The organism is Naasia aerilata (genome assembly GCF_030296595.1).
Taxonomy (GTDB): domain Bacteria; phylum Actinomycetota; class Actinomycetes; order Actinomycetales; family Microbacteriaceae; genus Naasia; species Naasia aerilata.
Genome location: NZ_AP027731.1, coordinates 1,475,429 through 1,499,258 on the forward strand (window position 1 = coordinate 1,475,429; position 23,830 = coordinate 1,499,258).

At 70.8% G+C, this 23,830-nt stretch carries 20 protein-coding genes, 2 tRNA genes, 1 other RNA gene and 4 pseudogenes; 19 read left to right on the forward strand and 8 right to left on the reverse strand.

The genetic code is table 11. The features are described 5' to 3' along the window. Positions 1-5 precede the first annotated feature (5 nt). Both QUE51_RS07925 and QUE51_RS07930 read left to right on the forward strand, forming a co-directional pair. Positions 6-2,360, forward strand: a complete 2,355-nt coding sequence (locus tag QUE51_RS07925; RefSeq protein ID WP_286278974.1) for a beta-xylosidase/alpha-l-arabinosidase — start codon at positions 6-8, stop codon at positions 2,358-2,360. A gap of 114 nt (positions 2,361-2,474) precedes the next feature. After that, positions 2,475-3,764, forward strand: coding sequence for a saccharopine dehydrogenase family protein (locus QUE51_RS07930; protein WP_286278975.1), 1,290 nt, complete (start codon positions 2,475-2,477; stop codon positions 3,762-3,764). Here the strand turns inward: QUE51_RS07930 and QUE51_RS07935 are convergent. Then, positions 3,748-4,362, reverse strand: a complete 615-nt coding sequence (locus tag QUE51_RS07935; protein WP_286278976.1) for a hypothetical protein — start codon at positions 4,360-4,362, stop codon at positions 3,748-3,750. The two genes, QUE51_RS07930 and QUE51_RS07935, sit on opposite strands and share 17 nt — an antisense overlap. Before the next feature lie 181 nt (positions 4,363-4,543). Here QUE51_RS07935 and QUE51_RS07940 point away from each other — a divergent pair, with 181 nt between their 5' ends. Continuing rightward, positions 4,544-5,203 (forward strand): DUF6766 family protein, encoded by a 660-nt coding sequence (locus QUE51_RS07940; RefSeq protein ID WP_350226764.1) that lies wholly within the window; start codon positions 4,544-4,546, stop codon positions 5,201-5,203. A gap of 2 nt (positions 5,204-5,205) precedes the next feature. Here QUE51_RS07940 and QUE51_RS07945 read toward each other — a convergent pair whose 3' ends face one another. After that, complete coding sequence (locus QUE51_RS07945) at positions 5,206-5,805, reverse strand: LysE family translocator (protein ID WP_286278978.1); 600 nt, start codon at positions 5,803-5,805, stop codon at positions 5,206-5,208. Positions 5,806-5,909: 104 nt separating this feature from the next. Beyond that, positions 5,910-6,179: a hypothetical protein gene (locus QUE51_RS07950; RefSeq protein ID WP_286278979.1), complete on the reverse strand. Its 270-nt coding sequence runs from the start codon at positions 6,177-6,179 to the stop codon at positions 5,910-5,912. 66 nt (positions 6,180-6,245) lie between these two features. On the opposite strand from QUE51_RS07950, the gene QUE51_RS07955 reads away from it, so the two are divergent. Beyond that, positions 6,246-6,512, forward strand: coding sequence for a cation efflux transmembrane domain-containing protein (locus QUE51_RS07955; protein WP_286278980.1), 267 nt, complete (start codon positions 6,246-6,248; stop codon positions 6,510-6,512). A 28-nt stretch (positions 6,513-6,540) separates the two neighbouring features. Here QUE51_RS07955 and ffs read toward each other — a convergent pair. Continuing rightward, an RNA gene (ffs, locus tag QUE51_RS07960) (signal recognition particle sRNA small type) lies at positions 6,541-6,637 on the reverse strand. Between the two features lie 58 nt (positions 6,638-6,695). On the opposite strand from ffs, the gene QUE51_RS07965 reads away from it, so the two are divergent. From QUE51_RS07965 to QUE51_RS08030, 13 genes and pseudogenes are all read left to right on the forward strand, one after another. Further along, a tRNA-Ser gene (locus QUE51_RS07965) sits at positions 6,696-6,780 on the forward strand. A 376-nt stretch (positions 6,781-7,156) separates the two neighbouring features. Next, positions 7,157-8,507: pseudogene (locus QUE51_RS07970) on the forward strand (DNA polymerase III subunit gamma and tau); the annotation flags it as partial. Between the two features lie 512 nt (positions 8,508-9,019). Then, positions 9,020-9,220 (forward strand): hypothetical protein, encoded by a 201-nt coding sequence (locus tag QUE51_RS07980; protein ID WP_286278981.1) that lies wholly within the window; start codon positions 9,020-9,022, stop codon positions 9,218-9,220. Positions 9,221-9,223: 3 nt separating this feature from the next. Beyond that, positions 9,224-9,822, forward strand: a pseudogene (gene recR / locus QUE51_RS07985) (recombination mediator RecR). A 269-nt stretch (positions 9,823-10,091) separates the two neighbouring features. Then, complete coding sequence (locus QUE51_RS07990) at positions 10,092-11,375, forward strand: aspartate kinase (protein ID WP_286278982.1); 1,284 nt, start codon at positions 10,092-10,094, stop codon at positions 11,373-11,375. Positions 11,376-11,398: 23 nt separating this feature from the next. Continuing rightward, positions 11,399-12,457 carry an aspartate-semialdehyde dehydrogenase gene (locus QUE51_RS07995; protein WP_286278983.1) on the forward strand — a complete coding sequence of 353 codons (1,059 nt, stop codon included), beginning with the start codon at positions 11,399-11,401 and terminating at the stop codon, positions 12,455-12,457. Between the two features lie 77 nt (positions 12,458-12,534). Continuing rightward, positions 12,535-14,010, forward strand: a complete 1,476-nt coding sequence (locus tag QUE51_RS08000; RefSeq protein ID WP_286278984.1) for a malate:quinone oxidoreductase — start codon at positions 12,535-12,537, stop codon at positions 14,008-14,010. A 56-nt stretch (positions 14,011-14,066) separates the two neighbouring features. Beyond that, complete coding sequence (locus QUE51_RS08005; RefSeq protein WP_286278985.1) at positions 14,067-15,113, forward strand: Rv2578c family radical SAM protein; 1,047 nt, start codon at positions 14,067-14,069, stop codon at positions 15,111-15,113. A gap of 191 nt (positions 15,114-15,304) precedes the next feature. Continuing rightward, positions 15,305-16,510 (forward strand): sensor histidine kinase, encoded by a 1,206-nt coding sequence (locus QUE51_RS08010; RefSeq protein ID WP_286278986.1) that lies wholly within the window; start codon positions 15,305-15,307, stop codon positions 16,508-16,510. After that, the gene (locus QUE51_RS08015; RefSeq protein ID WP_286278987.1) at positions 16,507-17,658 is read left to right on the forward strand and encodes a hypothetical protein; all 1,152 of its coding nucleotides are present in this window, start codon (positions 16,507-16,509) and stop codon (positions 17,656-17,658) included. Before QUE51_RS08010 ends, QUE51_RS08015 begins: the two co-directional genes overlap by 4 nt. Beyond that, a complete protein-coding gene (locus QUE51_RS08020) occupies positions 17,645-18,385 on the forward strand; it encodes a response regulator transcription factor (RefSeq protein ID WP_286278988.1) in 741 nt (246 codons plus the stop codon). Before QUE51_RS08015 ends, QUE51_RS08020 begins: the two co-directional genes overlap by 14 nt. Before the next feature lie 22 nt (positions 18,386-18,407). After that, on the forward strand, positions 18,408-19,076 hold the full coding sequence (locus QUE51_RS08025; RefSeq protein ID WP_286278989.1) for a thymidine kinase: 669 nt from the start codon (positions 18,408-18,410) through the stop codon (positions 19,074-19,076). A gap of 46 nt (positions 19,077-19,122) precedes the next feature. Beyond that, a tRNA-Pro gene (locus QUE51_RS08030) sits at positions 19,123-19,196 on the forward strand. A 355-nt stretch (positions 19,197-19,551) separates the two neighbouring features. On the opposite strand, the pseudogene QUE51_RS18365 reads toward QUE51_RS08030, so the two are convergent. The 4 genes and pseudogenes from QUE51_RS18365 to QUE51_RS08050 all read right to left on the reverse strand — a co-directional run bounded on the left by QUE51_RS18365 (position 19,552) and on the right by QUE51_RS08050 (position 23,081). Next, a pseudogene (locus QUE51_RS18365) lies at positions 19,552-20,471 on the reverse strand (metallophosphoesterase). Further along, positions 20,459-20,944 (reverse strand): PASTA domain-containing protein, encoded by a 486-nt coding sequence (locus QUE51_RS08040; protein ID WP_350226745.1) that lies wholly within the window; start codon positions 20,942-20,944, stop codon positions 20,459-20,461. The pseudogene QUE51_RS18365 and the gene QUE51_RS08040 overlap by 13 nt, the downstream one beginning before the upstream one ends. Further along, the gene (locus tag QUE51_RS08045; protein ID WP_286278991.1) at positions 20,830-22,683 is read right to left on the reverse strand and encodes a transglycosylase domain-containing protein; all 1,854 of its coding nucleotides are present in this window, start codon (positions 22,681-22,683) and stop codon (positions 20,830-20,832) included. Before QUE51_RS08045 ends, QUE51_RS08040 begins: the two co-directional genes overlap by 115 nt. Continuing rightward, positions 22,632-23,081, reverse strand: coding sequence for a hypothetical protein (locus tag QUE51_RS08050; protein WP_286278992.1), 450 nt, complete (start codon positions 23,079-23,081; stop codon positions 22,632-22,634). Before QUE51_RS08050 ends, QUE51_RS08045 begins: the two co-directional genes overlap by 52 nt. Before the next feature lie 77 nt (positions 23,082-23,158). Between QUE51_RS08050 and sp36 the strand changes: the two are divergent. Together sp36 and QUE51_RS08060 are read left to right on the forward strand one after the other, a co-directional pair. Next, positions 23,159-23,322, forward strand: a pseudogene (gene sp36 / locus QUE51_RS08055) (Sp36 family protein). Beyond that, on the forward strand, positions 23,322-23,792 hold the full coding sequence (locus tag QUE51_RS08060) for a RidA family protein (protein WP_286278993.1): 471 nt from the start codon (positions 23,322-23,324) through the stop codon (positions 23,790-23,792). Before sp36 ends, QUE51_RS08060 begins: the two are co-directional and overlap by 1 nt. Positions 23,793-23,830 lie beyond the last annotated feature (38 nt).

The window sequence follows — 23,830 nt, forward strand, 5'->3', positions numbered from 1 at the left end:
CCCGCATGAATCCCGAAGTCTCCGCTCCGCAGCTCTGGCAGGACACGACCACCCCTCTCGCCGACCGCGTGGAGGCGCTCGTCGCCGCCATGAGCCTCGAGGAGAAGATCGCCCAGCTCTACGGCGTCTGGGTCGGTGCATCCAACGAGGGCGCCGAGGTGGCGCCGCACCAGCACGACATGGAGAACGTCGTCGATCTGGACGAGCTGCTGCCCTCCGGGCTCGGCCAGCTGACGCGGTCCTTCGGGACGGCTCCGGTCGACCCGGCCGTGGGTGCGCTGTCGCTGATGCGAACGCAGGAGCGGATCGTCGGAAGCAACCGGTGGGGCATCCCGGCGGTCGCGCACGAGGAGTGCCTCGCGGGCTTCGCCGCCTGGGGAGCCACCGCGTATCCCGTGCCGGTCTCGTGGGGAGCCACCTTCAACCCGGACCTCATCGAGCGCATGGCGAGCCGGATCGGCGCCGACATGCGGTCGGTCGGCGTGCATCAGGGGCTCGCCCCGGTGCTCGATGTCGTGCGGGATGCGCGATGGGGCAGGGTCGAGGAGACCATCGGCGAGGACCCTTACCTCGTGGGCTCGGTGGCGTCCGCGTATGTGCGCGGGCTCGAGTCCGCGGGCATCGTGGCCACGCTCAAGCACTTCGTGGGGTACTCCGCGTCGAAGGGCGGCCGGAACCTGGCCCCCGTCTCGCTCGGCGTGCGGGAGCGCAACGACGTGCTGCTGCTGCCTTTCGAGATGGCCCTCCGTGAGGGCGGTGCCCGGAGCGTCATGAACGCGTACACCGACATCGACGGTGTGCCGACCGCGGCCGACGCCGAGCTACTCACGGGCCTGCTCCGGGACGTGTGGGGATTCGAGGGGACGGTCGTCGCGGACTACTTCTCGGTGGCCTTCCTCGCGACCCTGCACGGCACGGCGGCGGATCTCGCTGATGCGGCGGGCTCCGCGCTCGCGGCGGGGATCGACGTCGAGCTGCCGACAGTGCACGCGTTCGGCGCCCCGCTGCGCGAGGCGGTCGAGGGCGGCCGCGTCGACGAGGCGCTCGTCGACCGTGCGCTGCGGCGGGTGCTCACTCAGAAGGTCGAGCTCGGACTCCTCGATCCGGACTGGTCCGCGCGACCCGCGGCGCTGTCGAACGGCGACGACCCGGACTCCGTCCGCGGCAGCATCGACCTCGACTCCGCGGAGAACCGGGCGGTGGCGCGCGAGATCGCGGAGCAGGCGGTCGTGCTGCTCACGAACGACGGCACCCTGCCGCTGGCCGAGCCCTCCCGCATCGCCGTGGTCGGCCCGAACGCGCACAATCCTTTCGGCGTGCTCGGCTGCTACTCCTTCCCCGCCCACATCGGCGTGCACCACCCTGAGATCCCGATCGGCATGGAGCTGCCGACGCTTCTCGAGGCCGTGCGCGAGCGGTTCCCGGACGCCGAGGTCGAGTTCGCGGAGGGCACGACCGTGGACGGCGGCGAGACCGAGGGGATCGCCGAGGCGGTGGAGCTCGCTCGCACCGCCGACGTGGTGCTCGTCGTCCTCGGCGACCGTGCCGGGCTCTTCGGTCGCGGCACGAGCGGCGAGGGCTGCGACGCGGAGTCCCTCGCCCTTCCCGGTGCCCAGCAGGCGCTGCTCGACGCCGTCATCGGGTCGGGCACCCCCACGGTGGTCACGATGCTGTCCGGCCGGCCCTACGCGCTCGGCGCGGCGGTCACCGAGGCGGCCGCCATCGTGCAGACCTTCTTCCCCGGTGAGGAGGGAACGCGGGCCATCGCCGCCGTGCTCGCGGGCGACGTGAACCCGAGCGGCCGGCTGCCGGTCAGCGTGCCGGCGACCGCGGGCTCGCAGCCGACCACCTACCTCGCCTCCACCCTCGCGCGCGCCAGCTCGGTGTCGAACATCGACCCCACCGCCGCGTTCCCCTTCGGCCACGGCCTGGGATACAGCACCTTCTCGTGGACAGCCGGGCCGGTACCCGAGGCCGAGGTGGCGGTCGACGGCGAGGTGCGGCTGTCGCTGCGCGTCCGCAACACGGGCGAGCGGGCCGGCGCCGACGTCGTCCAGCTCTATCTGCACGACCCGGTGGCCTCCGTCGTGCGGCCGGTGCAGCGGCTGATCGGCTTCGCCCGCGTGGAGCTCGAGCCGGGGGCCGAGGCGGAGGTGGCAGTCACGGTGCCGACCGACCTGGCCGCGTTCACCGGCATCGCGGGCGACCGGATCGTCGAGCCCGGCGAGCTCGTGCTCTCCTTCGGGCGGTCGAGCGCGGACCTGGTGCTCCCCAACTCGGTGACGCTCACGGGCTCCACTCGGACGGTCGACCACACACGGGCCCTGCACGCCGACTTCACGGTGACCGCCCTCGCCTGACGCCCGACTGGCACGTTCCGGCTCGGATGGCGCGGTGCGACGCGCGATCCGGGCCGGAACGTGCCAACCCGGCCCGGTGGCGGCGGCGGGCGCGGCCCCGATAGCGTCGGCCGCATGAGGATCCTCCTGGTCGGCGCCGGAGGCGTCGGCAACGCCATCGCCAAGATCGCCGCCCGCCGCACGTTCTTCGACGCGATGGTGGTGAGCGACTACGACCTCGGGCGGGCCGAGGCGGTGCTCGCGTGGATCACGGATCGCCACGGCGCCGAGGTGGCCGGCCGCTTCTCGGCCGCGCGCATCGACGCGTCGGACGCCGATTCGGTCGCGGAGCTCGCGCGCGCCTCGCGCGCGACGCACGTGATGAACGCCGTGGAGCCGAAGTTCGTGCCGTCGGTCTTCGCCGGAGCCCAGGCCGCGGGCGCCGACTACCTCGACATGGCGATGAGCCTCTCCGAGCCTCACCCGGATGCCCCGCACTCGAAGGCCGGGGTCAAGCTGGGCGACCTGCAGTTCGCTGCGGCCCACGAGTGGGAGGCATCCGGTCGGCTCGCGCTCGTCGGCATGGGCGTCGAGCCCGGGCTCAGCGACGTGTTCGCGCGGTACGCCGCCGACCACCTCTTCGACGAGATCGACGAGCTGGGCACCCGGGACGGCGCGAACCTCGTCGTGCGCGACGAGGACGGAAACGAGATCTTCGCGCCGTCGTTCAGCATCTGGACGACCATCGAGGAGTGCCTCAATCCGCCCGTCGTGTGGGAGGAGGGGCGCGGCTGGTTCACGACCGAGCCCTTCAGCGAGCCCGAGATCTTCGACTTCCCGGCAGGGATCGGGCCCGTCGAATGCGTGAACGTGGAGCACGAAGAGGTCCTCCTCATGCCCCGCTGGCTGTCCGCCAAGCGCGTCACCTTCAAATACGGGCTGGGCGAGGAGTTCATCTCGGTCCTGAAGACCCTGCACCGGCTGCACCTCGACGCGGTCGCGCCGATCCGGGTCCGTTCGGCCGGCGGCCCGGTGGAGGTCGCGCCTCGCGACGTCGTGGCCGCTGCGCTGCCGGATCCGGCCACGATCGGTCCGCGCATGACGGGGAAGACCTGCGCGGGCCTCTGGGCCACCGGCACGGGAAAGGATGGCGCCCGCCGCGAGGTGTACCTGTACCACGTGAGCGACAACGAGGAGACGATGCGGGACTACGACAGCCAGTGCGTCGTCTGGCAGACCGCCCTCAACCCGGTCATCGCACTCGAGCTGCTCGCGACCGGGGTGTGGCAGGGGAGCGGCGTCCGCGGACCGGAGTCGTTCGACGCCGCGCCCTACCTCGAGCTGATGGCGCGGGCGGAGGCCGACGGCGGCTACGGCCAGGCGTGGGGCCTCGAGGACCGGACGCGAGCTACAGCAGCGAGTTGATCTCGGCCAGCACGGGGGTCGCGACGAGCACGCCGGCCACTCCGAGCGCTGTCGAGGTGAGTGCAGGATGCCGCTCCGTGAAGCCGAGGTTGCGCCAGAAGCCGAGCCGGAACTCCCGCCTCCCGATCGGCGCCGGAAGGTGCTGCACGGGCACCTCGAGTGCGGTCTCGACCGCCGTCAGCGCATCCCGGGACCAGAGGCTGCCGAGCATCCGGAGGACGGCGCGGCCGGACGCGTCGAGCACGAAGAGCTGCGGGGTGGCTCCCTTGGAGCTGGTCGACAGCACCCGCACGACGATGGCCGAGTGGACGTCGGACGACGGGACGGAGCGGGTGCGGCCCAGCAGGTTCCGCCGGCGGATGCCGGCCTCGTCGACGGTGACCGAGATCCGGCGCACCTGCCGCGACACGAGCCCGACCATGGCCAGGATCACGACGTGGACGGTGAGGACGTAGGGCCAGCCGCCGGTCGACGAGGTGAGCCAGTAGAGGGAGAGGAACGGCGGGAGGGTCACGAGTGCGATCGTGAGGGTGCCCCGTGGCTGGAAGATGCGGCGGGACGGCCGGACGACGACTGCGGAGCGTTGCGCTGTTCCCATCCACAGTCCTCTCCGGGGCCCGCCGAGCGAGTCTTCTCCCGGAATAACGGCAGAGTACCGATGGCGACACGCCGGGAAGTATCCCCAGTAGGAGGGCAGGCGGGGGCGCGTATACCCGCGTAACGTGCCCTCGCGTAAGCCCCCTGAGGGGCGCCTGCGCGGGAGAGAGGATGACGAGGTGATGCGCTTCTTCCGGGAGCACGGCCTGTTCTGGGCCAACGCCCTGCTCTTCGTCGTGTTCTTCGTCGGCATGGTCCTGACCGGGAACGCCACCTACAACAGCGACCAGGAGGAGCACGGCCAGGCGGGGGTGGGCCTGGTCCAGTACCTCGGCACCGGCGACTTCCTCGAGGCGACGTTCGAGAATTGGGAGAGCGAGTTCCTGCAGATGGGCTCGTACATCGTGCTCACGGTGTTCCTCTTCCAGCGCGGCTCGTCGGAGTCGAAGACGCCCGGGGAGCACGCGCCGCAGGACGACGACCCGCGCAACGTGAAGGTGAAGGCGGACACCCCGTGGCCGGTGAAGCGCGGCGGGCTGGTGCTCGTGCTCTACGAGAACTCGCTGCTCATCCTGTTCACGCTCCTGTTCCTCGCCTCGGTCGCACTGCACGCGGTGGGCGGATCGGAGGCGTACAGCGCCGACCAGGTGGAGCACGGCGAGGCCGCGGTCACTCCGCTGCAGTACCTCGGCACCTCGCAGTTCTGGTTCGAGTCGTTCCAGAACTGGCAGAGCGAGTTCATGGTCGTGGCGCTCATCGTGCTGGCCTCCGTCTACCTGCGCCAGCGCGGCTCCAGCCAGTCGAAGCCGGTGGCGATGGCGCATCAGAAGACCGACGGCTGAGGTCAGCGCGTCTGGAAGGCGAGCCGGGTGGCTATCAGCACGTAGGAGGCGGCGAAGACCCGGCGGGTCCAGTCCGCGCCGCGCGGGTGTGCCAGCAGGCGACGGCGGAAGAGCGCCGCGAGGAGCCCGTAGGCGACATAGACCACGAGGACAACCAGCAGGAAGGCGAAGCTGAGCGCCGTCGCGTCCCCTCCTTCCGGCCCGAGGAACCGGGGCAGGAATGCCGAGAAGAAGATCGGGATCTTCGGGTTGAGCAGGCTCACGAGCGCTCCGTAGCCGACCAGCTGCACCACAGTTCGCGGCCGCGGGTCGTCGTGCAGCTCGAACCTGCTCGTGTCTCGCCAGGTGCGGACGCCCATGAAGAGCAGGTACGCGACGCCCGCCCACTTGACGACCTCGAAGAGCACGGCGCTCGCCGCGAGCTGCACTCCGAGCCCGACCGCCGAGGCGACCGCATAGGGCAGGGCGCCGAGAACGCATCCGACAGCTGCGAGCACCGCGGATCCTGGCCCGTGCGACATGCCGGTGGAGAGCGTGTAGATCACGCCGGGCCCGGGAAGCGCGGCAAGGACGAGGGCCGTCGCCAGGAACTCGATGGTCATCGTCCGTCCAGTCTCCCCGGCAGGGCGCCGCGATCGACCAGCGGGGGCGCGAATGGGGCGGCCCGCTGTGAGTCATCCGGCAGCGCGCGCCCGGCGGTGCGCTCCTAGGCTGGTCGGATGCTGCGGAGCCTCCGACGCGCAGTGCTCGTCGTGGCACTGCTCAACCTCGCGTACTTCGGCGTCGAGTTCCTCGTCGCGCGCCTGATCGGGTCGGTGTCCCTCTTCGCCGACAGCGTCGACTTCCTCGAGGACGCCAGCATCAACCTGCTCATCTTCTTCGCCTCGGCGTGGTCGGCCGCTGCCCGAGCGCGCGTCGGCCGGCTCCTGGCGCTGATCATCCTCGTTCCGGCCGCCGCCGCCGTGGTGACCGCCATCCTGAAGGTGCTCGATCCCGAGCCGCCCTCGTTCGCCCCCTCACCGGAGCGGCGCTCGGGGCGCTGGTGGTCAACCTGCTGGCGGCCTTCATCCTGGTCCGGCACCGCGACCATGCGAGCGGACTGGCGCGTGCCGCGTGGCTCTCCGCGCGCAATGACTCGCTCGCGAACGTCGCGATCCTCGCGGCTGCAGTCGTCGGGTTGTGGCTGTCGTCCGGGTGGCCGGACATCGTCGTGGGGCTCGGGATCGGTGTGCTCAACGCGGATGCGGCCCGCTCGGTGTGGCGGGCGGCGAGCGCGGAGCGACTGGGGGAGCGCTCGGCAGAGGCCTGACCGCGGGAGCTCGAGAGTCGCGCAGACCAAAAAGGGACCCCCGCGCACCCGCCAGAGCCCGGTTACCCTTGCTGCGTTTCCGTCCTGGGGGAGTTGGCCTGGATGGCGCCACGCGGGGAGCCGCATCCAGTGTACCGGTAGGATGCTCTAGTGGTTCTCGGGCTCCACCCTGAGGACCACGCTGGAGGATTCGCCTAGTGGCCTATGGCGCACGCTTGGAAAGCGTGTTGGGTGAAAGCCCTCGGGGGTTCGAATCCCCCATCCTCCGCAGATGACGAACGCGCTCGCCCGTAGGGCGGGCGCGTTTGTCATCTATTGCAGTGCGTGGATTCGGGGAGGAGGAATGGCGTAGCCATTCCGACGGAGTCCCCATCCTCCGCAGATGACGAACGCGCTCGCCCGTAGGGCGGGCGCGTTTGTCATCTATTGCAGTGCGTGGATTCGGGGAGGAGGAATGGCGTAGCCATTCCGACGGAGTCCCCATCCTCCGCGAGTCCGCAGCCGCGTTGCGCAGGAAGCTGACCCCGGCCGGCTGATCGGGCTCCTGATCGCAGGCAAGGGCGTTCGTCCACAGCGTCGCCGCGCCGTCCGCCGGTTTCCGCTGTCGGGGTCTCGGTGTCACCCCCGGCGGTTACCCTGGTTCGGTGGTCACCGCCCTCTACCGTCGCTACCGTCCGGAGACGTTCGCGGAGCTGATCGGGCAGAGCCAGGTCACCGATCCGCTGCGCACCGCGCTGCGCACCGACCGGGTCAACCACGCCTACCTCTTCAGCGGTCCGCGTGGCTGCGGCAAGACCACGTCGGCGCGCATCCTCGCCCGCTGCCTCAACTGCGCGAAGGGCCCCACCGACACCCCGTGCGGCGAGTGCCCCAGCTGCGTGGAGCTCGGCCGCGACGGCGGCGGGTCGCTCGACGTGGTCGAGATCGACGCGGCCAGTCACAACGGGGTGGACGACGCCCGCGACCTGCGTGAGCGGGCGATCTTCGCGCCGGCCCGCGACCGCTTCAAGATCTTCATCCTGGACGAGGCGCACATGGTGACGCCGCAGGGCTTCAACGCGCTCCTCAAGATCGTCGAGGAGCCGCCGGAGCACGTGAAGTTCATCTTCGCGACGACGGAGCCCGAGAAGGTCATCGGCACCATCCGCTCGCGCACCCACCACTACCCGTTCCGGCTGGTGCCCCCGGCGCAGATGCTCGAGTACCTCCAGCAGCTGTGCGAGTCCGAGGGTGTCACCGTCGCGGCGGGCGTGCTGCCCCTCGTGGTCCGCGCGGGAGGCGGCTCGGTGCGCGACACCCTCTCCCTCCTCGACCAGCTCATCGCGGGATCGGAGGGCGACACCGTCGACTACGAGCGCGCGGTCTCCTCCTCGGCTACACGCACGGAGCGCTGCTCGACGATGTGGTGCTGGCTCTCGGCGCCCGCAACGCGTCGGAGGCGTTCGGCGCCATCGACCGTGTCATCCAGACGGGCCAGGATCCCCGCCGTTTCGTCGAGGACCTCCTCGAGCGCCTTCGTGACCTCATCGTCGTCGCGGCGACGGGGAGAGCGCGGGCAGCGTCCTCCGCGGCGTCCCCGCCGAGCAGCTGGAGTCCTACCGCGTGCAGGCCGCCCACTTCGGCGCAGCGGAGCTCTCCCGCGCCGCGGATGTGGTCAACGCCGCACTCACGGAGATGACCGGCGCGACGTCCCCCCGGCTGCACCTCGAGCTCATGATCGCGCGCGTGCTCGTCCCCTCGAGCGACGCCTCTGAACGGGGCGCCCTGGCCCGCGTGGAGCGCCTCGAGCGCCGCGTGGGCGTCGAGGGAGCTGAGGCCCCGGCCGGCTCGGCGGGCCGGATCGGGCAGACCGGGCCGCCGCTTCGGCCCGGAAGCGCCGAATCGGCCCGTCCTGCGGTGGCTGCTCCGGCACCGGGCCCCACGCCGCCCGAGGTTCCTGCGGTGCGCGCCGAGCCGGCGCGTCCCGCGCCCGTCCGCCAGGAGCCCGCCCCCGCTGCACGCGTGGACCGCACGGCCGCCGAGCCATCCCGTGGTGCCGCCGCCGCGCCGATCAGCGAGCCCGGCTGGGAGGTGCGGGTCCCCGGATCGGGCGTCCCCGGCACCGCCGCGCCGGCCCCGGAGGCCACGCGGACGCCGGCGTCCCGCCCCGGAGAGCAGCCCCGCCCGGCCGCCGGGCCGCCGTCGCGCGGCACCGACGTCCCTCCGCCTCCCGTGGAGGACCGCGAGGCGCCCGTCGACGAGTACGGGCCCGCAGACGTCTCTCCCGGGGCGTCGTCCGCCGTGCAGCTGGACCTGCAGCGCGTGCGCGACTCGTGGCCCGAGATCCTCGAGGCGGTCAAGCGCATTAAGCTGGCCGCCTGGACCGTCGTCTACACCGCGCAACCGCTCGCGCTGCGGCAGGACATCCTCACCCTGGGCTTCATCAGCGAGAACGACGTCGCCGGCTTCCGCCAGCAGCAGAACGCGGGGAGGGCGTCAGCGAGATCCTCCGCCAGGCGATCCTCGACGTGCTCGGCACGCGCGTGAAGTTCCTCGCGAGAGTGGACGTGCCGGAGGGCGCACCGAGCGCAGTCGCGGCGCGCACCGGATCCACCACCTCGTCGACCGTCCGCAACGAGCCGCAGCGCTACGGCGAGGCGGTGGTGCGGGAGATCCTCGGGGCGAGCTTCATCGAGGAGACCGCGATCCCGCCCCGCGGTCGGGAGTAGTCCGTGTACGAGGGGATCGTCCAGGAGCTCATCGACGAGCTGGGCCGGCTGCCGGGCATCGGGCCGAAGTCGGCGCAGCGCATCGCGTTCCACATCGTGCAGACGCAGTCCTTCGACGTGCGCCGGCTGGGGAGATCCTGCTGGAGGTCCGCGAGAAGGTCCGCTTCTGCGTGGACTGCGGCAACGTCTCCGACCAGGAGCGGTGCAACATCTGCCGCGACCCGCGCCGCAACCGTTCGCTGCTCTGCGTGGTCGAGGAGGCGAAGGACGTCGTGGCGATCGAGCGGACCCGGGAGTTCCGCGGCCTGTACCACGTGCTCGGCGGCGCGATCAGCCCCATCGACGGCATCGGCCCCGAGGACCTGCGGGTGCGGGAGCTGCTGCAGCGGCTCGCCGACGGCACCGTCGACGAGGTCATCATCGCCACGGACCCGAACCTCGAGGGCGAGGCGACAGCCACCTACCTCTCCCGCCTCATGCGCACGCTCGAAGTGCGGGTGAGCCGCCTGGCGTCGGGCCTCCCGGTCGGCGGCGACCTCGAGTACGCCGACGAGGTCACGCTGGGCCGCGCCTTCGAGGGCCGCCGCCTCGTCGAACACTGACCGGCCGCTGACTGAGGAGGCGCCGGAGGCGCCGTCCCGAAATCCCGGAACGTGCGTTGGGACCCCGGCACCCGCGTGAACCCGCGTAACAGCGTGGATTTCGAGACGCTCCCTCCGCGAGCTCCTCAATCAGCGGAGAGGGGAAGGCGGCGTATCGCACGAGCGGGAGCAGGCGGGGTCCCGGCGCCGTCACACCGGCGGGGGCCGTTTTCCCCAGCAAGTAGAATCGTCGCGGCCTCCGAGGGGCGGCCGGATCACAGGAGTCGCGCGTGAGTCTGATCGTCCAGAAGTTCGGCGGATCGTCCGTCGCCGACGCGGAGAGCATCAAGCGCGTCGCGAAGCGGATCGTCGCCACTCGCCGGGCGGGCAACGAGGTCGTCGTCGCCGTGTCCGCGATGGGGGACACGACCGACGACCTGCTGGACCTGGCGCACGAGGTGGCGCCCATCCCGGAGCCCCGCGAGCTCGACATGCTGCTCACCGCGGGCGAGCGCATCTCGATGGCGCTGCTGGCGATGGCGATCAAGAACCTCGGCTACGACGCCCGCTCCTTCACCGGAAGCCAGGCGGGGATGATCACGGACGCCCGGCACGGCGCCGCGCGCATCGTCGACGTCACGCCGGGCCGCGTCCGGGAGGCGCTCGACGAGGGCGCCATCGCGATCGTCGCGGGCTTTCAGGGGTTCAACCGCAGCACGGGCGACATCACGACCCTCGGCCGGGGCGGCTCCGACACGACCGCCGTCGCGCTCGCCGCGGCACTCGACGCCTCCATCTGCGAGATCTTCACGGACGTCGACGGCGTCTTCACCGCCGACCCTCGGGTCGTCCCTCGGGCACGGAAGCTCGAGCGCGTGACGAGCGAGGAGATGCTCGAGCTCGCGGCGTCCGGCGCGAAGGTGCTCTACATCCGTGCCGTGGAATACGCGCGCCGGCACGGCGTTACCCTGCACGTACGCTCGTCGTTCAACAACAACGAGGGCACCATCGTCTACAACCCGCCGGAGGCGGGCCGTGACGAGAACGGAGAACCTGTGGAAGAGCCGATCATCGCCGGGGTCGCCCACGACCTGACCGAGGCGAAGATCACGGTCGTCGGCGTCCCGGACATCCCGGGCAAGGCCGCGCAGATCTTCAACATCGTCGCGAAGTCGGGCGCGAACATCGACATGATCGTGCAGAACGTGTCGGCGGCCGCCACCGGGCTCACCGACATCTCGTTCACGCTGCCGAAGTCGGACGCGCAGACCGTCCTCACCGCGCTCACAGTCGAGAAGGGCGCGGTCGGCTTCCACTCGCTGCAGCACGACGACCAGATCGGCAAGCTGTCGCTCGTCGGCGCCGGCATGCGCACGAACGCGGGCGTCTCCGCCCAGCTCTTCACCGCCCTGTTCGAGGCGGGCATCAACATCGAGATGATCTCGACCAGCGAGATCCGCATCTCCGTCGTCACGCGCGCGGACATGATCAACGACGCCGTGCGCGCCGTCCACGCCGCGTTCGGGCTGGACGGCGAGGATGAGGCCGTCGTCTACGCAGGCACCGGGCGCTGAGACACCAGAGGAACGAGAAGGCAATGGCTGAAGGCAGAGGAGTGCGCGTCGGAGTAGTCGGCGCGACCGGTCAGGTGGGCGCCGTCATGCGCCGGCTGCTCGAGGAGCGGGACTTCCCGATCGCCGAGATCCGCTACTTCGCGTCGGCGCGCTCGGCCGGCACGACGCTGCCCTGGCGCGGCGAGGACATCGTGGTCGAGGATGCCGCCACGGCGGACCCCTCCGGCCTCGACATCGCCCTCTTCTCGGCCGGGGCGACGACATCCCGGGCGCAGGCGCCGCGCTTCGCGGCCGCCGGCGTGACCGTCATCGACAACTCGTCGGCCTGGCGGATGGATCCCGAGGTCCCCCTCGTCGTCAGCGAGGTGAACCCGCACGCCCTCGACGAGGCCGTCAAGGGCATCGTCGCGAATCCGAACTGCACGACCATGGCGGCCATGCCGGTCCTCAAGGTCCTCGACGCCGAGGCGGGACTGCGGCGTCTCATCGTCAGCACGTACCAGGCGGTCTCGGGCGCGGGCCTGGCGGGGGCCGCGGAGCTCATCCAGCAGGCCGAGGCCGCGGTGGGTCAGGACCTGGGACGCCTGGTGCACGACGGTTCGGCCGTCGAGTTCCCGGCGGCGGAGAAGTTCCCGCGCACCATCGCGTTCGATGTGATCCCCTTCGCGGGCAACCTCGTCGAGGACGGCCTCGGGGAGACCGACGAGGAGAAGAAGCTCCGCAACGAGAGCCGGAAGATCCTCGAGCTGCCCGAGCTGCTCGTGAGCGGCACCTGCGTCCGCGTGCCGGTGTTCACCGGCCACTCGCTGTCGATCAACGCCGAGTTCGAGCGGCCGATCAGCCCCGAGCGGGCGCGGGAGCTGCTCGACGGCGCCCCCGGCGTCGCACTGTCGGACATCCCGACTCCGCTGCAGGCCGCCGGCACGGACCCCAGCTACGTGGGACGCATCCGGCAGGACGAGGGCGCTCCCGAAGGCCGCGGACTGGCGCTCTTCATCAGCAACGACAACCTCCGCAAGGGCGCCGCGCTCAACGCCGTGCAGCTCGCGGAGCTCGTCGCCGCGCGCCTGCCCGTCGCCTAGCAGTCGCAGCATCCCGCGGATCCGCGCAGGGCGGGCCCGCGGTCAGAACCGCCTCGCCCCCGACATAGGATGGAACAATGGCATCGGCTGAGCCCGTCGACGTCGTGCTCATCGGCGGGGGAATCATGAGCGCAACGCTCGGCACCCTCCTCCAGCAGCTCGAACCCACCTGGAAGATCGCCCTCTACGAGCGGCTCGGCGCGGTCGCGGAGGAGAGCAGCAACCCGTGGAACAACGCGGGCACGGGCCACGCGGCGTTCTGCGAGCTGAACTACACGCCGGAGCGCCCCGACGGGCGGCTCGACATCCGCAGCGCCATCAAGGTGAACGAGCAGTTCCAGATCTCGCGCCAGTTCTGGTCGCACCTGGTCTCCTCTTCGCGCCTCCCCGACGGGGCCGCCTTCATCAACTCGACGCCGCACATGACCTTCGTGCGGGGCGCCGAGAACGTCCGCTTCCTGCGCCAGCGCTACCTGGCGCTCAAGGACGAGCCGCTGTTCGAGGGTCTCGAGTACTCCGACGACCCGTACGTGATCCACGAGTGGGCGCCGCTGCTGATGGAGGGCCGCCGCAAGGACGAGCCCGTCGCGGCCACGCGCATCGAGGCGGGCACGGATGTCGACTTCGGCGCTCTCACGCGCGAGCTCGTGGACCGGCTGACCGCAGGCGGCGCCGACCTGCACCTCAACGCCGAGGTCCGCGGTCTGCGCCAGGACGCGGACGGCCTCTGGCGCGTCTCGGTCCGGGAGCGCGGGGCCGGCACCACGGAGGTGCGCGCGCGCTTCGTCTTCGTCGGCGCCGGCGGCTGGGCTCTCAAGCTGCTGCAGAAGTCGCGGATCCCGGAGGCCCGCGGCTACGGCGTCTTCCCCATCAGCGGCCAGTTCCTGCGCACGGACGACCCCGAGGTCGTCCGCAGGCACAACGCGAAGGTGTACGGCAAGGCGTCTGTCGGCGCTCCCCCGATGTCGGTGCCGCACCTCGACACCCGCATCATCGAGGGCCAGGCGTCGCTGATGTTCGGCCCCTACGCCGGCTTCAGCCCGAAGTTCCTCAAGAAGGGCTCGCTCCTCGACCTCTTCGGGTCGGTCAAGCCGCACAACCTCATCCCGCTCCTCGCGGTGGCGAAGGACAACCTGGGCCTCCTCAAGTACCTGATCGGCGAGCTGCTCGCCACGCGGGGGAAGAAGTTCGCGAGCCTGCGCGAGTTCTATCCGGAGGCGAAGGAGGGCGACTGGAGGCTCATCGTGGCCGGCCAGCGGGCGCAGGTCATCAAGCCGGACAAGCGCAAGGGCGGCGTCCTCCAGTTCGGCACTGAGGTCATCGCGGCGGCCGACGGCTCGATCGCCGGCCTGCTCGGCGCGTCGCCGGGCGCCTCCACGGCGGCGCCGATCATGTTCGACCTCCTGCGGCGATGCTTCCCCACGCGCTACGGCGGCTGGCAGCCGCAGCTCAAGGAGATGGTCCCCACCTACGGCACCCTCCTCTCGAAGTCGCCCGAGCGGGCGGAAGAGGTCGCCGAGGTGACGGCGAAGGCGCTCCGGCTCACCGCGTAGCCCTCCAGCCGTCGCGCCTGCTTGACGTTCGTTCGAACGTATGTTCGAATGAGCAGGTGCGATGGAGTGGCCAGGAGCTCGGAGTCGAGCAGACCGACGCCCTGCCGGGCCTTGCACGCCTGAACAACCTGGTGCGGTCGGTGCGGACGCCGGAGTTCGCCGGCATGACGTTCCATGAGGTGCTCGCGAGGAGTGCGCTCAACAAGGTGCCGGGACCGGAGCGGTGGGGCTGGGGCTGGACCATCAACCCCTACCGCGGCTGCAGCCACGCCTGCACCTACTGCTTCGCCCGGCCCACCCACAAATACCTGGACCTCGACGAGGGCGCCGACTTCGACAGCCAGATCATCGTGAAGATCAACGTGGCCGAGGTGCTCCGCAAGGAGCTCGCGTCGCCGAAGTGGGAGGGTCGCCCGGTCGCGCTCGGCACCAACACTGATCCCTATCAGCGTGCCGAGGGCCGGTATCGCCTCATGCCGGAGATCCTCACCGCCCTCGCCGATTCGGGCACGCCCATCTCGATCCTCACCAAGGGCACCCTGCTCCGGCGCGACCTCGACCTCCTCACCGAGCTGGCGGAGCGCGTTCCGGTCGACCTCGGCATGTCGATCGCGGTCTACGACGACGAGCTGCAGCAGTCAGTCGAGCCCGGCACGCCGACTACGGCCGCGAGGCTCGCGACCGTCGCCGCTGCTCGTGAGCGGGGGCTCCCCTGCAGCGTGTTCGTGATGCCCGTGCTGCCCTACCTCACCGACACCAAGGCGCACCTCGACAGGGCGCTCGGGATGATCGCCGAGTCCGGCGCCAGCTCGGTGCTGCACTCCGCCCTGTATCTCAAGCCGGGCACGAAGGAGTGGTACCTGGCATGGCTTGACCGGGAGCATCCGGAGCTCACGGGACGGTATCGCCAGCTGTACGCCCGCGGAGCGTACGCGCCGAAGGAGTACCGGCAGTGGCTGGCCGCCAAGCTGGCCCCGCTGATGCGGAAGCATGGTCTGACGACCGGGCGCACTGACCCCGCGACGGGGGCCGTCCTGTCCAGCGGCGCACTCGTGGACCCGGCGCGCCTCGCGGCTCCCTCGCCTCTGCCGACCCTTTTCTGAGCTGTACCCCGCTCGTGCGACAGGCGGGCGCGGTCCGGGCGAATGGGGTACAAATAGTTCGCGGACTGCCATAATCGGGAGAGACGGCCGACGGCCGCCGCGATCCATTCCATCTCCCGATCCGGGCGCGAGCCCACCCGACAAGAGGTCCCGTGTCCCTCGGTCTGCCCGGCCATCTCGCGCCACGCGCGGTGAGTGCGGGCATCGCGCGCGCGTCGCACGTGATCGCGGCGGCGTGCCTGCTCGGCGCCACCGCGGCCACGGTGATGCAGCAGGCCGTCGCGCCGGCGCGGGTCATCTGGCCGGCCCTGCTGCCGCTGGTTCTGATCGGCCTTCTCCTCCTCGCCGTCGATCGCCATCGGTCACGCCTGTGGGTGGGCGCCTACCTGGTGCTCGGTGCCGCCCTTGCCTACCTCTACGCGGCGATCTGCCTCGTCCAGGTTCCCGTGCTGACCACCTCCGGGGCCTGGGTCTTCACGATGCTCAAGGTGGCGCTGGTCATGTCGGGCGCGGTCGGCGTCCGGCCGGTCGGCGCGATCCTCCCGCCGATCGCCGGGTACGTCCTCGGCGAGGCGTCGATGGGGCTCGCCGCCGTGGAGACGGGCAAGCCGGTCGGCCTCGACATCACGGCGGCCCTCGCCGCCGTGCTGGTCGTCGTGGTCGCGGTCGCGACGACGCTGAGCCGCCCGGCAGCCCGAAATGCCCAGCCTGCGCTGCACCGCGCGGCGCGGGACGAGCGGATCGCGGAGCTGCGATCCCAGGTGGAGGCGCGGGCAGCGGCGCTCCTGCACGACACGGTGCTCAGCGACCTGGCCGCGATCGCCTCCGCGCCGACCGGGCGGATCGCACCCGGCCTGGCGGAGCGCCTCACGGGCGACCTCGAGGTCATCATCGGACAGGACTGGTCGGACACCCCTTCCCAGGGCCCGAGTCCTGACACGGGCGAGTGGGCGGCGAGCGGTCTCGCGCAGGCGGTCGAGGACGGCCGCGCCCTCGGCCTCGATGTCACGGTGTCGGGAGACCCCTCCTCGCTCGCCGCGCTGTCCCGCTCCGTGGACGACATGCTCGGTCTCGCCGTGCGGCAGCTCCTCGTCAACGTGCACAAGCACTCGGGCGAGCGCGAGGCGGAGGTCGTCGTCTATGCCGGCGCAGGCATGGTCTCGGTCATGGTCATCGATGCCGGCCGCGGATTCGACGAGGCCGCTACGGCGCGCGACCGCTTCGGCCTTCGCACCTCGGTCCGGTCGCGCATCGAATCGGTCGGCGGGCGCGTGCAGGTGTGGTCGGCGCCCGGTCGCGGAACGTCGGTGCTGCTGCAGGTTCCGGACGAGTCGGCAGTCGAGGTCGCTCCCGCGCCGACGGGCAACGACTCCGTGCCGAGTGGAGACCAGCGGTGACCGGGCGCGAGGAGACGCTTCAGGCCCTCGATCCGCTCGGCGCGCTCGCCGGACGGCCGCTGACGGTCCTGGGCGCACTGGCCGCCACAGGCGTGGCGATCGTCCTCACCGCGGTGCATGGGCGGGAGGTGGGGAACGTCCCCCTCGGCGTCCTCGCCGTCGCATGCTGCGTGGCCGCCTGCCTCGTGCTCCTGCGGGCAACGGACCCCAGGCGCGCGCCCGTGCGACGTCGCTCCGCGGTGACCGTCGTGGCCCTGGGTGTCGTCGCGAACGCCGTCGCCGCACTGTCCGCCTGGGGTCAGAACTCCCTGGTGCGGGACGACTGGGGACCGGTCGTCCTCGGGCTGCTGCTCCTGTCGCTCTGTCCCTACCGTCCTCCTGCGGAGATCCGGACGCTCACGGTGCTCGCCGGTCTCGGAGTCGCCGTCATCACGGTCATCGAGAGCCCATTCTTCGTGACCCAGCTGCCGCCGATCATCTTCGTGGCGATCGCGGTCGTGCCGGTCGTCGCCCTCGGCTTCGGGGGAGCGGCGTTCTCCACCTCGGTGCTGAGCCGGCTGGAGCGGTGGCGCGCGCGAGCCGAGAAGGCGTCCCGCCTGCACGTGGAGCAGCAGGAGGAGGGCATCGTGCGCTCGGTCCAGCAGGGCCGCGTGAGCATCCTCAATCGCGACGTCGTGCCCCTGTTCGCCGATCTTGTCGCAGGTGGCGAGGTCACCGCCGAGCACGCGCGCCGCGCCACGGAGGTGTCATCCGCGATCCGAGCCCTCATGGTCGCGGAGACGGAGCGCTCCTGGCTGGACGACCTCCTCGTTCCGACGGCCAGCGCGTCGGGCTCGGCGGTGTGGGCATCACCGGTCAGCGACCCTGACCACGTGGCCGACGCCATGGACTTCGACCAGCGCTCCGCGATCCGGGCGCTCATCACCGCGCTCGTCGATCGCGCGGCCGTGCGCGACCTCGCCCTCGCCCTGCGGCGCTCCGGGCATGAGGTCAGCGTCCTGCTCCGCTGCAGCACCGAGCTCGACAGCCCCTCCCTCTCGACCCGCCTCGCCCCGTATGTCGCCGTCCTTCGCGCCGTCTTCGACAACCTCGTCGTCGAACCGGTTCCTCCCCAGCTGACCATGAGGTTCACCTATGTCACCGACTGACCCCCTCGCCGTCCCCACGACCACCGGGAGCATCCCGACGCTGATCGGGGGCGCCAAGCTCGCGCGGGAGCCGCATCCCGAGGGGTCGGCGCCCGTGCGGCTGGCGATCCTCGACGATCACGAGGTCCTGCTCGACAGCCTGACCAGCTGGATCGGCGCGAACGCGCCCGACTTCGAGGTCGTGCTGAGCGCCAAGACGTGGCTGGAGCTCGTGCACAGCGCCAACTTCCCCACGCAGCTGGTCTTCATCGACTTCCAGCTGAAGGAGCCGGTGTCGATCGAGGCCCGCGTGCGCACCTGTCGGGCCGCCGGCGCCAAGGTCATCGTGCTCAGCGGCCTCGACACGACGGAGGCCCGCGACCGGGCGCTGGCTGCCGGCGCGGCGGCATTCGTGTCCAAGTCGCAGCCGCTGCGCGAGGTCATGGACATCGCGCGCGGCATCATGGGAGTCTCCCGCGCCGAGGACCTGCAGAAGGACTGGCGGCCCCTGCCCATCGGCGCGAGCGACACCAACCGACCCCGCCTGAGCCTCGGCGAGGCGGAGGCGCTGAAGCTCTACGTGGCGGGGCACTCGACCAGCGAGGTCGCATCGCTCATGAACGTGCAGTACGAGACGGCCAAGACGTACCTCCGCCGCGTGCGCGAGAAGTACGCTAAAGCGAACCGCCCAGCGAGCCGGAAGGCCGACCTCATCCGTCGTGCCGCCGAGGACGGCTATCTGCAGTAGGCGGCCCGACGAACGGACATCCGTGCCCAAGCTCTACTTCCGCTACGGCGCCATGAACAGCGGCAAGAGCACTGCTCTGCTGCAGGCCGCGCACAACTACGAGGAGCGGGGCCAGCACGTGCTGCTGGCGAAGCCGCAGCTCGACCGCAAGGGCGACCGCGACATCGTGTCGCGGCTCGGCGTGCGCCGCCCGGTCGACTTCACGATCTCCCCTGACGACGACGTGCTGCTCGCGTTCGAGCGGCGCCGCGCGGAGGTCAGGGCGCGCACGGGGGCCGACGTCGCCTGTCTCCTGGTGGACGAGGCCCAGTTCCTCACCGAGAATCAGGTCGACGACCTCCTCGGCATCGCCATCCTCGAGGGGATCCCGGTGATCGCCTACGGCATCCGCACCGACTTCCGGACCGTGGCGTTCCCGGGCAGCCGGCGGCTGCTCGAGATCGCGCACAGCCTCGAGGAGCTGAAGACCATCTGCCGGTGCGGCCGGAAGGCCGTGTTCAACGCCCGCCGCGTCGGGGACCGGTACGTCTTCGACGGCGATCAGGTCGCCATCGACAGCTTCGAGAACGTGACCTACGAGTCGCTGTGCGGGCAGTGCTACCTGCAGGAGAGCGACGGCGTGCTGGGGCACATGCGAAGCGGCCCCGGAGCCTTCAGCTACGTGTCGGCCCCCGACCCCGACTTCACGTAAAGCCGGACCGCCGATATCGGCTATCCTTGTCGAGGCGAAAGCCGCTCGGGGTGTGGCGCAGTTTGGTAGCGCGCTTCGTTCGGGACGAAGAGGCCGTGGGTTCAAATCCCGCTACCCCGACCGAGTAGGAAGGGCCGGACCGGTGCAACCGGTCCGGCCCTTCTTCGTCGGTGGCGGTATCCGAGGAGATGCACGCTTGGGTGGGCCCCTTGCCGCCTGGGCCCACCGGGCACGCTTGCACGGGGAGTCCGACGCGTCGCGCAGCGACGTGGCGGCCGTGCGCAAGGGACAAATCCCGCTACCCCGACCAAGTAGGAAGGGCCGGACCGGTGCAACCGGTCCGGCCCTTCCTTGTCGGTAGCGGTGTCCGCCGCTGATTGAGGAGCTCGCGCAGCGAGCGTTTCGAAATCGACGAATCCGCGCGGCAGCAACCGGCGACAGCCCGCCGCCGAGCGGGGAGTCGGCTGTCTCTCGCTCAGCGGGGCCTGAGCGTGAGCAGGGTCGCCTCAGGCGGGCACGCGAAGCGCACGGGCGCGTAGATCGACGTGCCGAGACCCGCGGACACGTGCAGCCAGGCGGAGCGGCGCCGGGACATCCAGACGCTGAGGCCCTTCACCTGCTGACGCGGGATGTCGCAGTTGGTGACCAGCGCGCCGAAGCCCGGCACGCACACCTGACCGCCGTGCGTGTGCCCCGCCAGGATCAGCTCGGCGCCGCGGTTCGCGAACGCGTCGAGGATCCGGCGGTAGGGCGCGTGCGCGACGCCGACGAGCACCTCGGGCGAGCCGTCCCGGGACTCCTCGAGGTCGTCGACGGCCGCCGCGACCCGGTCCAGGCGGTCGAGGCGGCGGTGCGGGTCGTCGACGCCGAAGAAGCCGATCGTGGTCCCGCGCACCTCGAGGTCCACCGCGGTGTTGTTCAGGTCGGTCCAGCCGAGGCTCGCGAAGTAGAGCCCGAGCCCCTCGATGTCGAGCCGGCGAGGCTGCTTGGGCGGCGCCGAGGCACCCGCGAAGTAGAGAAGGGGTTCTTCGGCTCAGGACCGAAGTAGTCGTTCGACCCCCACACGTACACGCCAGGGACGCCCGCGAACGGCGCCAGAGCCTCACGCAGGCCTTCGATGCCGCGCTCGTGCCCGAGGTTATCCCCGGTGGTGACGACCAGGTCGGGCTTGAGGGTCGCCAGCGAGCGGACGAACTCCTGCTTGCCGCGCTGCCAGGGCGCCATGTGCAGGTCGGAGAGGTGGAGCACCCGGATGGGCTTCGCCCCCGCGGGCAGGATGGGCACCGTCGCCCGGCGCAGCGTGAAGCGGTCCCGCTCCACGAGCGACCCGTACGCGAAGGCCGCGGCTCCGGCGGCGGCCGTGAGGGCGGCCGCGCGCCGGATCAGCCGGAGCATGCCGCGGGGTCGACGATCGCGGTGTTGTTGTTGTTGTTTCCGTTCCCGCTGTTGCCGTTCCCGTTGTTCCCCGTAGTCACCCCGGCAACGTACACCGTGACCTCGTCGGTGGTCGGCGTAGTGGTTCCCGCCGCGGGGTCGGTCGCGGTCACGGAGCAGAGCGCCTTGCCGGCGGGGTTCGGATCCCACGCATAGCTGATGTTGGTGAACCCTGCCTTCTGCAGGGTCGCGGTCGCGGCCGGCGCCTTCTGGCCGACGACGTTCGGCAGCGGGACGCCGACCTTGGTGCCGTCGCTCGTGTAGATGGTGATCGTGGTGCCCCTGGAGGCCGACGAGCCGCCGGCAGGATCGGTGCCGATCACCTGCCCGGCCGGAGCGCTCGAGGGAGACGCACCGCCGTCGACGGTGTCGAAGCCGGCCGCCTGGAGGATGCCGCGCGCGCTGTCGAGCGTCTGGCCGACCACGTTCGGCACGTTGACGAAGACTCCTTGAGGAACCGGGTGTCGGGCTTCGGGAAGTCGTCCCCGCCGTAGCCGTCGTCGATCGCGGTCATGATCGGCTTCCAGATGCGGTGCCGTGCGGTGGCCGCCTGACCGCTGTCCAGGTAGACCTTGCGCAGATCGGCGTCCCCGGTGGCCTGGCCGACCAGGACCGAGAGACCCATCTTGGAGCTCGCGCCGGTCGTCCACGTCTGCTGGTTGTAGTCGCTCGTGCCGGTCTTGGCGAAGTGGTCGATGCCGTCGTTCGGGTTTGACGCGGTCGCCGTGCCCTCGGTGATGACCGAATGCAGGGCGTACTCGGTCGCGGCCGCGACATCCGGCTCGATTCCCTGGCGGCAGGTGCTCGCGGGGATCGCGGTGTCCTGTCCGTCCTGGTTCACCATGCGCTCGATCGCGATGGGCGAGCACACGACCCCGCCGTTGGCGATGCCCGCGTACGCGGTCGCCATCGTCAGCGGGGAGACGGAGGTGTCGCCGAGGATCGCGCCCGGGTTGTCGTTGGGCGTCTCGCCCTGGGCGTTGGTGACGCCGAGGTCGGTCGCGGCCTTGCGGATGTCGCACTGGTCGAGCTGCTGGCCCATGGCCACGAACCCGCCGTTGATGGAGCCGGCCGTGGAGGCGAGAACGGTGCGCGTGCCGCGCTCCCCGTCGTCGTTGCCCGGCGCCCACGTTCCGCCCCACTGGTTGTCGCAGGTCTTGAACGTGGACATGTCCCACGTCTTCGGCGTCACGTTGAGCGTCTCGCCCAGCGTGTGGCCGGCGCGCAGCCAGGCGATGAGGGTGAACACCTTGTAGGTCGAGGCCGCCTGGAAGCCGCCCGATCCGCCGAAGTCGTAGTTGGTGTTGTAGTTGACCGCGGAGAAGTTGGGCCCCATCGCGGCGGCGTCGCCGGAGTCGTTGAAGTCCTTGTTCTCGGCCATGATCCGGATCTTGCCGGTCCCCGCCTCGACGGCTGTGGCGGCGGAGGCGATGTCGACCCCGTCCATCGCCTTCGGCACGTTCTCGTCGATCGAGCCCTGACCGACGTCCTGCAGGTCGAGGTTGAGCGTCGTGTAGACGTCGTACCCGCCACGGATGAACTTGCTGTAGCGCTCCTCGGCGGTCTTGCCGAACACCGGATCGTTGCGGATCACGTTCACCACGTAGTCACAGAAGAACCCGGCGTTGCCGGCGTTGCTGCAGCCGGACTGGGCCTCGTGGATCGCGGGCTCGATCGGAGCAGCGACGGCGGCGTCGTGCTCCTCCTTGGTGATCTTCTTCTCCTTGAGCAGGTTGTCGAGCACATAGTCCCGGCGCACCTTGTTCGCGGCGTACCCGTTCGCGGCGCCGTTCGTCTCGCTGTCCGGCTTGTCGAGCCGGAACTTCTCGGGGTTGTTGACGATCGCGAGGAGGCTGGCCGCCTGGGGGAGCGTGAGATCGGAGGCGTTGACGCCGTAGTAGTACTGGGAGGCCGCCTGGATCCCGTAGACCCGTCCGCCGAACAGCGCGATGTTGAGGTAGCCCAGCAGGATGTCGTCCTTGCTGTAGACCTTCTCCAGACCGATCGCGAGCCGCATCTCGCGCAGCTTGCGGTCGAAGCTGACCTTGGTCGCCTCCTTGTAGGCGGCGTCCCGCTGCGCCTCGGTCGCAAGGCCGGTGGCCTGCGCGACGAGGACGTTCTTCACGTACTGCTGGGTGATCGTGGACGCGCCCTGCACGTCGCTGCCGAGCACGTTGGAAAGCGCCGCGCGCGCGACGCCGAGCGGGTCGATGCCGCCGTGCTCGTAGTAGCGGGGTCCTCGGCGGCGATCGCCGCATCCTTCGCGAACTGCGACACCTGGTCCCAGGCGACGCTCTCGCGGTTCTCGGCGAAGAACGATGCGATGGGCGTGTTCGTGTCGGCGCCGTCGACCGCTCGGTGCGCGTAGATCGTGGTCCGCTCGGGGAGGTCCCCGATCTTCAGGTAGCCCGGCAGGTTCTCGAACATGCCGATGGAGTTGTTGGCGGCCAGTCCCGTGAGCGCGATCGCGGGCGTGACGGCGACCGTGGCGAGAACGCCCGCAATCGCACTGATCCCCAAGAAGCTCAGAACTGCGCCCAGGCGGCCACGAGGCCGGGTGAGGGCAGACATAGGATCAAGGGTACGTGAGCCAAGCTGACAAACCGCCCCGGCTTCCGGCCCGGCGGATGTCTGCGGGAGGGACCGGAGTGGCCGCCTGGGAGTACATGACGACGCCGCTGATCGTGCACAACACCGCCGCGATCCTCAACAACTGGGGGCGCAGGGCTGGGAGCTCGTGCAGGTCGTCCAGGGCCCGGAGGGCGGGCTGGTCGCCTACCTGAAGCGCCGCGCGGACGGCGGGGACGCCTGATGGGCGCCGTCGAGCAGCGGCTCGCGGAGCTCGGTCGCACCCTTCCCGAGCCCGCTACCCCGGTCGCTGCCTACGTGCCCGCGGTGGTCACCGGCAACCTGCTGTTCGTCTCGGGCCAGGTGCCGCTCGTCGACGGCGCCGTCCAGGAGACCGGCAAGGTGGGGGAGGGCGAGGGCCTGGTCGCCCCGGATCGTGCCAAGGAGTACGCCGCCATCTGCGCCCTCAACGCGCTGGCCGCGGTGAAGCGCGAGCTCGGCGACCTCGACCGCGTGACGCGCATCGTCAAGGTCGTCGGCTTCGTCGCGTCGTCCCCGGAGTTCACCGGTGCGCCGGGCGTGGTCAACGGTGCGTCCGAGCTGCTCGGCGAGGTGTTCGGCGAGGCGGGACGGCACGCGCGATCCGCGGTCGGCGTCGCGGTCCTCCCGCTCGACGTCCCGGTCGAGGTGGAGCTCATCCTCGAGTTCGCTTGAGCACGTTCCGGCCCGGGTGGTGCCTTGCGCCGTACCAC

What these genes read in the sequence shown, in the direction of transcription:
- QUE51_RS07925 (WP_286278974.1), top strand. Translation starts at nt 6, where the DNA reads ATGAATCCCGAAGTCTCCGCTCCGCAGCTCTGGCAGGACACGACCACC.
- QUE51_RS07930 (WP_286278975.1), top strand. Translation starts at nt 2,475, where the DNA reads ATGAGGATCCTCCTGGTCGGCGCCGGAGGCGTCGGCAACGCCATCGCC.
- QUE51_RS07935 (WP_286278976.1), bottom strand. Translation starts at nt 4,362, where the DNA reads ATGGGAACAGCGCAACGCTCCGCAGTCGTCGTCCGGCCGTCCCGCCGC.
- QUE51_RS07940 (WP_350226764.1), top strand. Translation starts at nt 4,544, where the DNA reads ATGCGCTTCTTCCGGGAGCACGGCCTGTTCTGGGCCAACGCCCTGCTC.
- QUE51_RS07945 (WP_286278978.1), bottom strand. Translation starts at nt 5,805, where the DNA reads ATGACCATCGAGTTCCTGGCGACGGCCCTCGTCCTTGCCGCGCTTCCC.
- QUE51_RS07950 (WP_286278979.1), bottom strand. Translation starts at nt 6,179, where the DNA reads ATGGCGGTCACCACGGCGGCGGCGGCCGGAACGAGGATGATCAGCGCC.
- QUE51_RS07995 (WP_286278983.1), top strand. Translation starts at nt 11,399, where the DNA reads ATGGCTGAAGGCAGAGGAGTGCGCGTCGGAGTAGTCGGCGCGACCGGT.
- QUE51_RS08000 (WP_286278984.1), top strand. Translation starts at nt 12,535, where the DNA reads ATGGCATCGGCTGAGCCCGTCGACGTCGTGCTCATCGGCGGGGGAATC.
- QUE51_RS08020 (WP_286278988.1), top strand. Translation starts at nt 17,645, where the DNA reads ATGTCACCGACTGACCCCCTCGCCGTCCCCACGACCACCGGGAGCATC.
- QUE51_RS08050 (WP_286278992.1), bottom strand. Translation starts at nt 23,081, where the DNA reads ATGTCTGCCCTCACCCGGCCTCGTGGCCGCCTGGGCGCAGTTCTGAGC.
- QUE51_RS08060 (WP_286278993.1), top strand. Translation starts at nt 23,322, where the DNA reads ATGGGCGCCGTCGAGCAGCGGCTCGCGGAGCTCGGTCGCACCCTTCCC.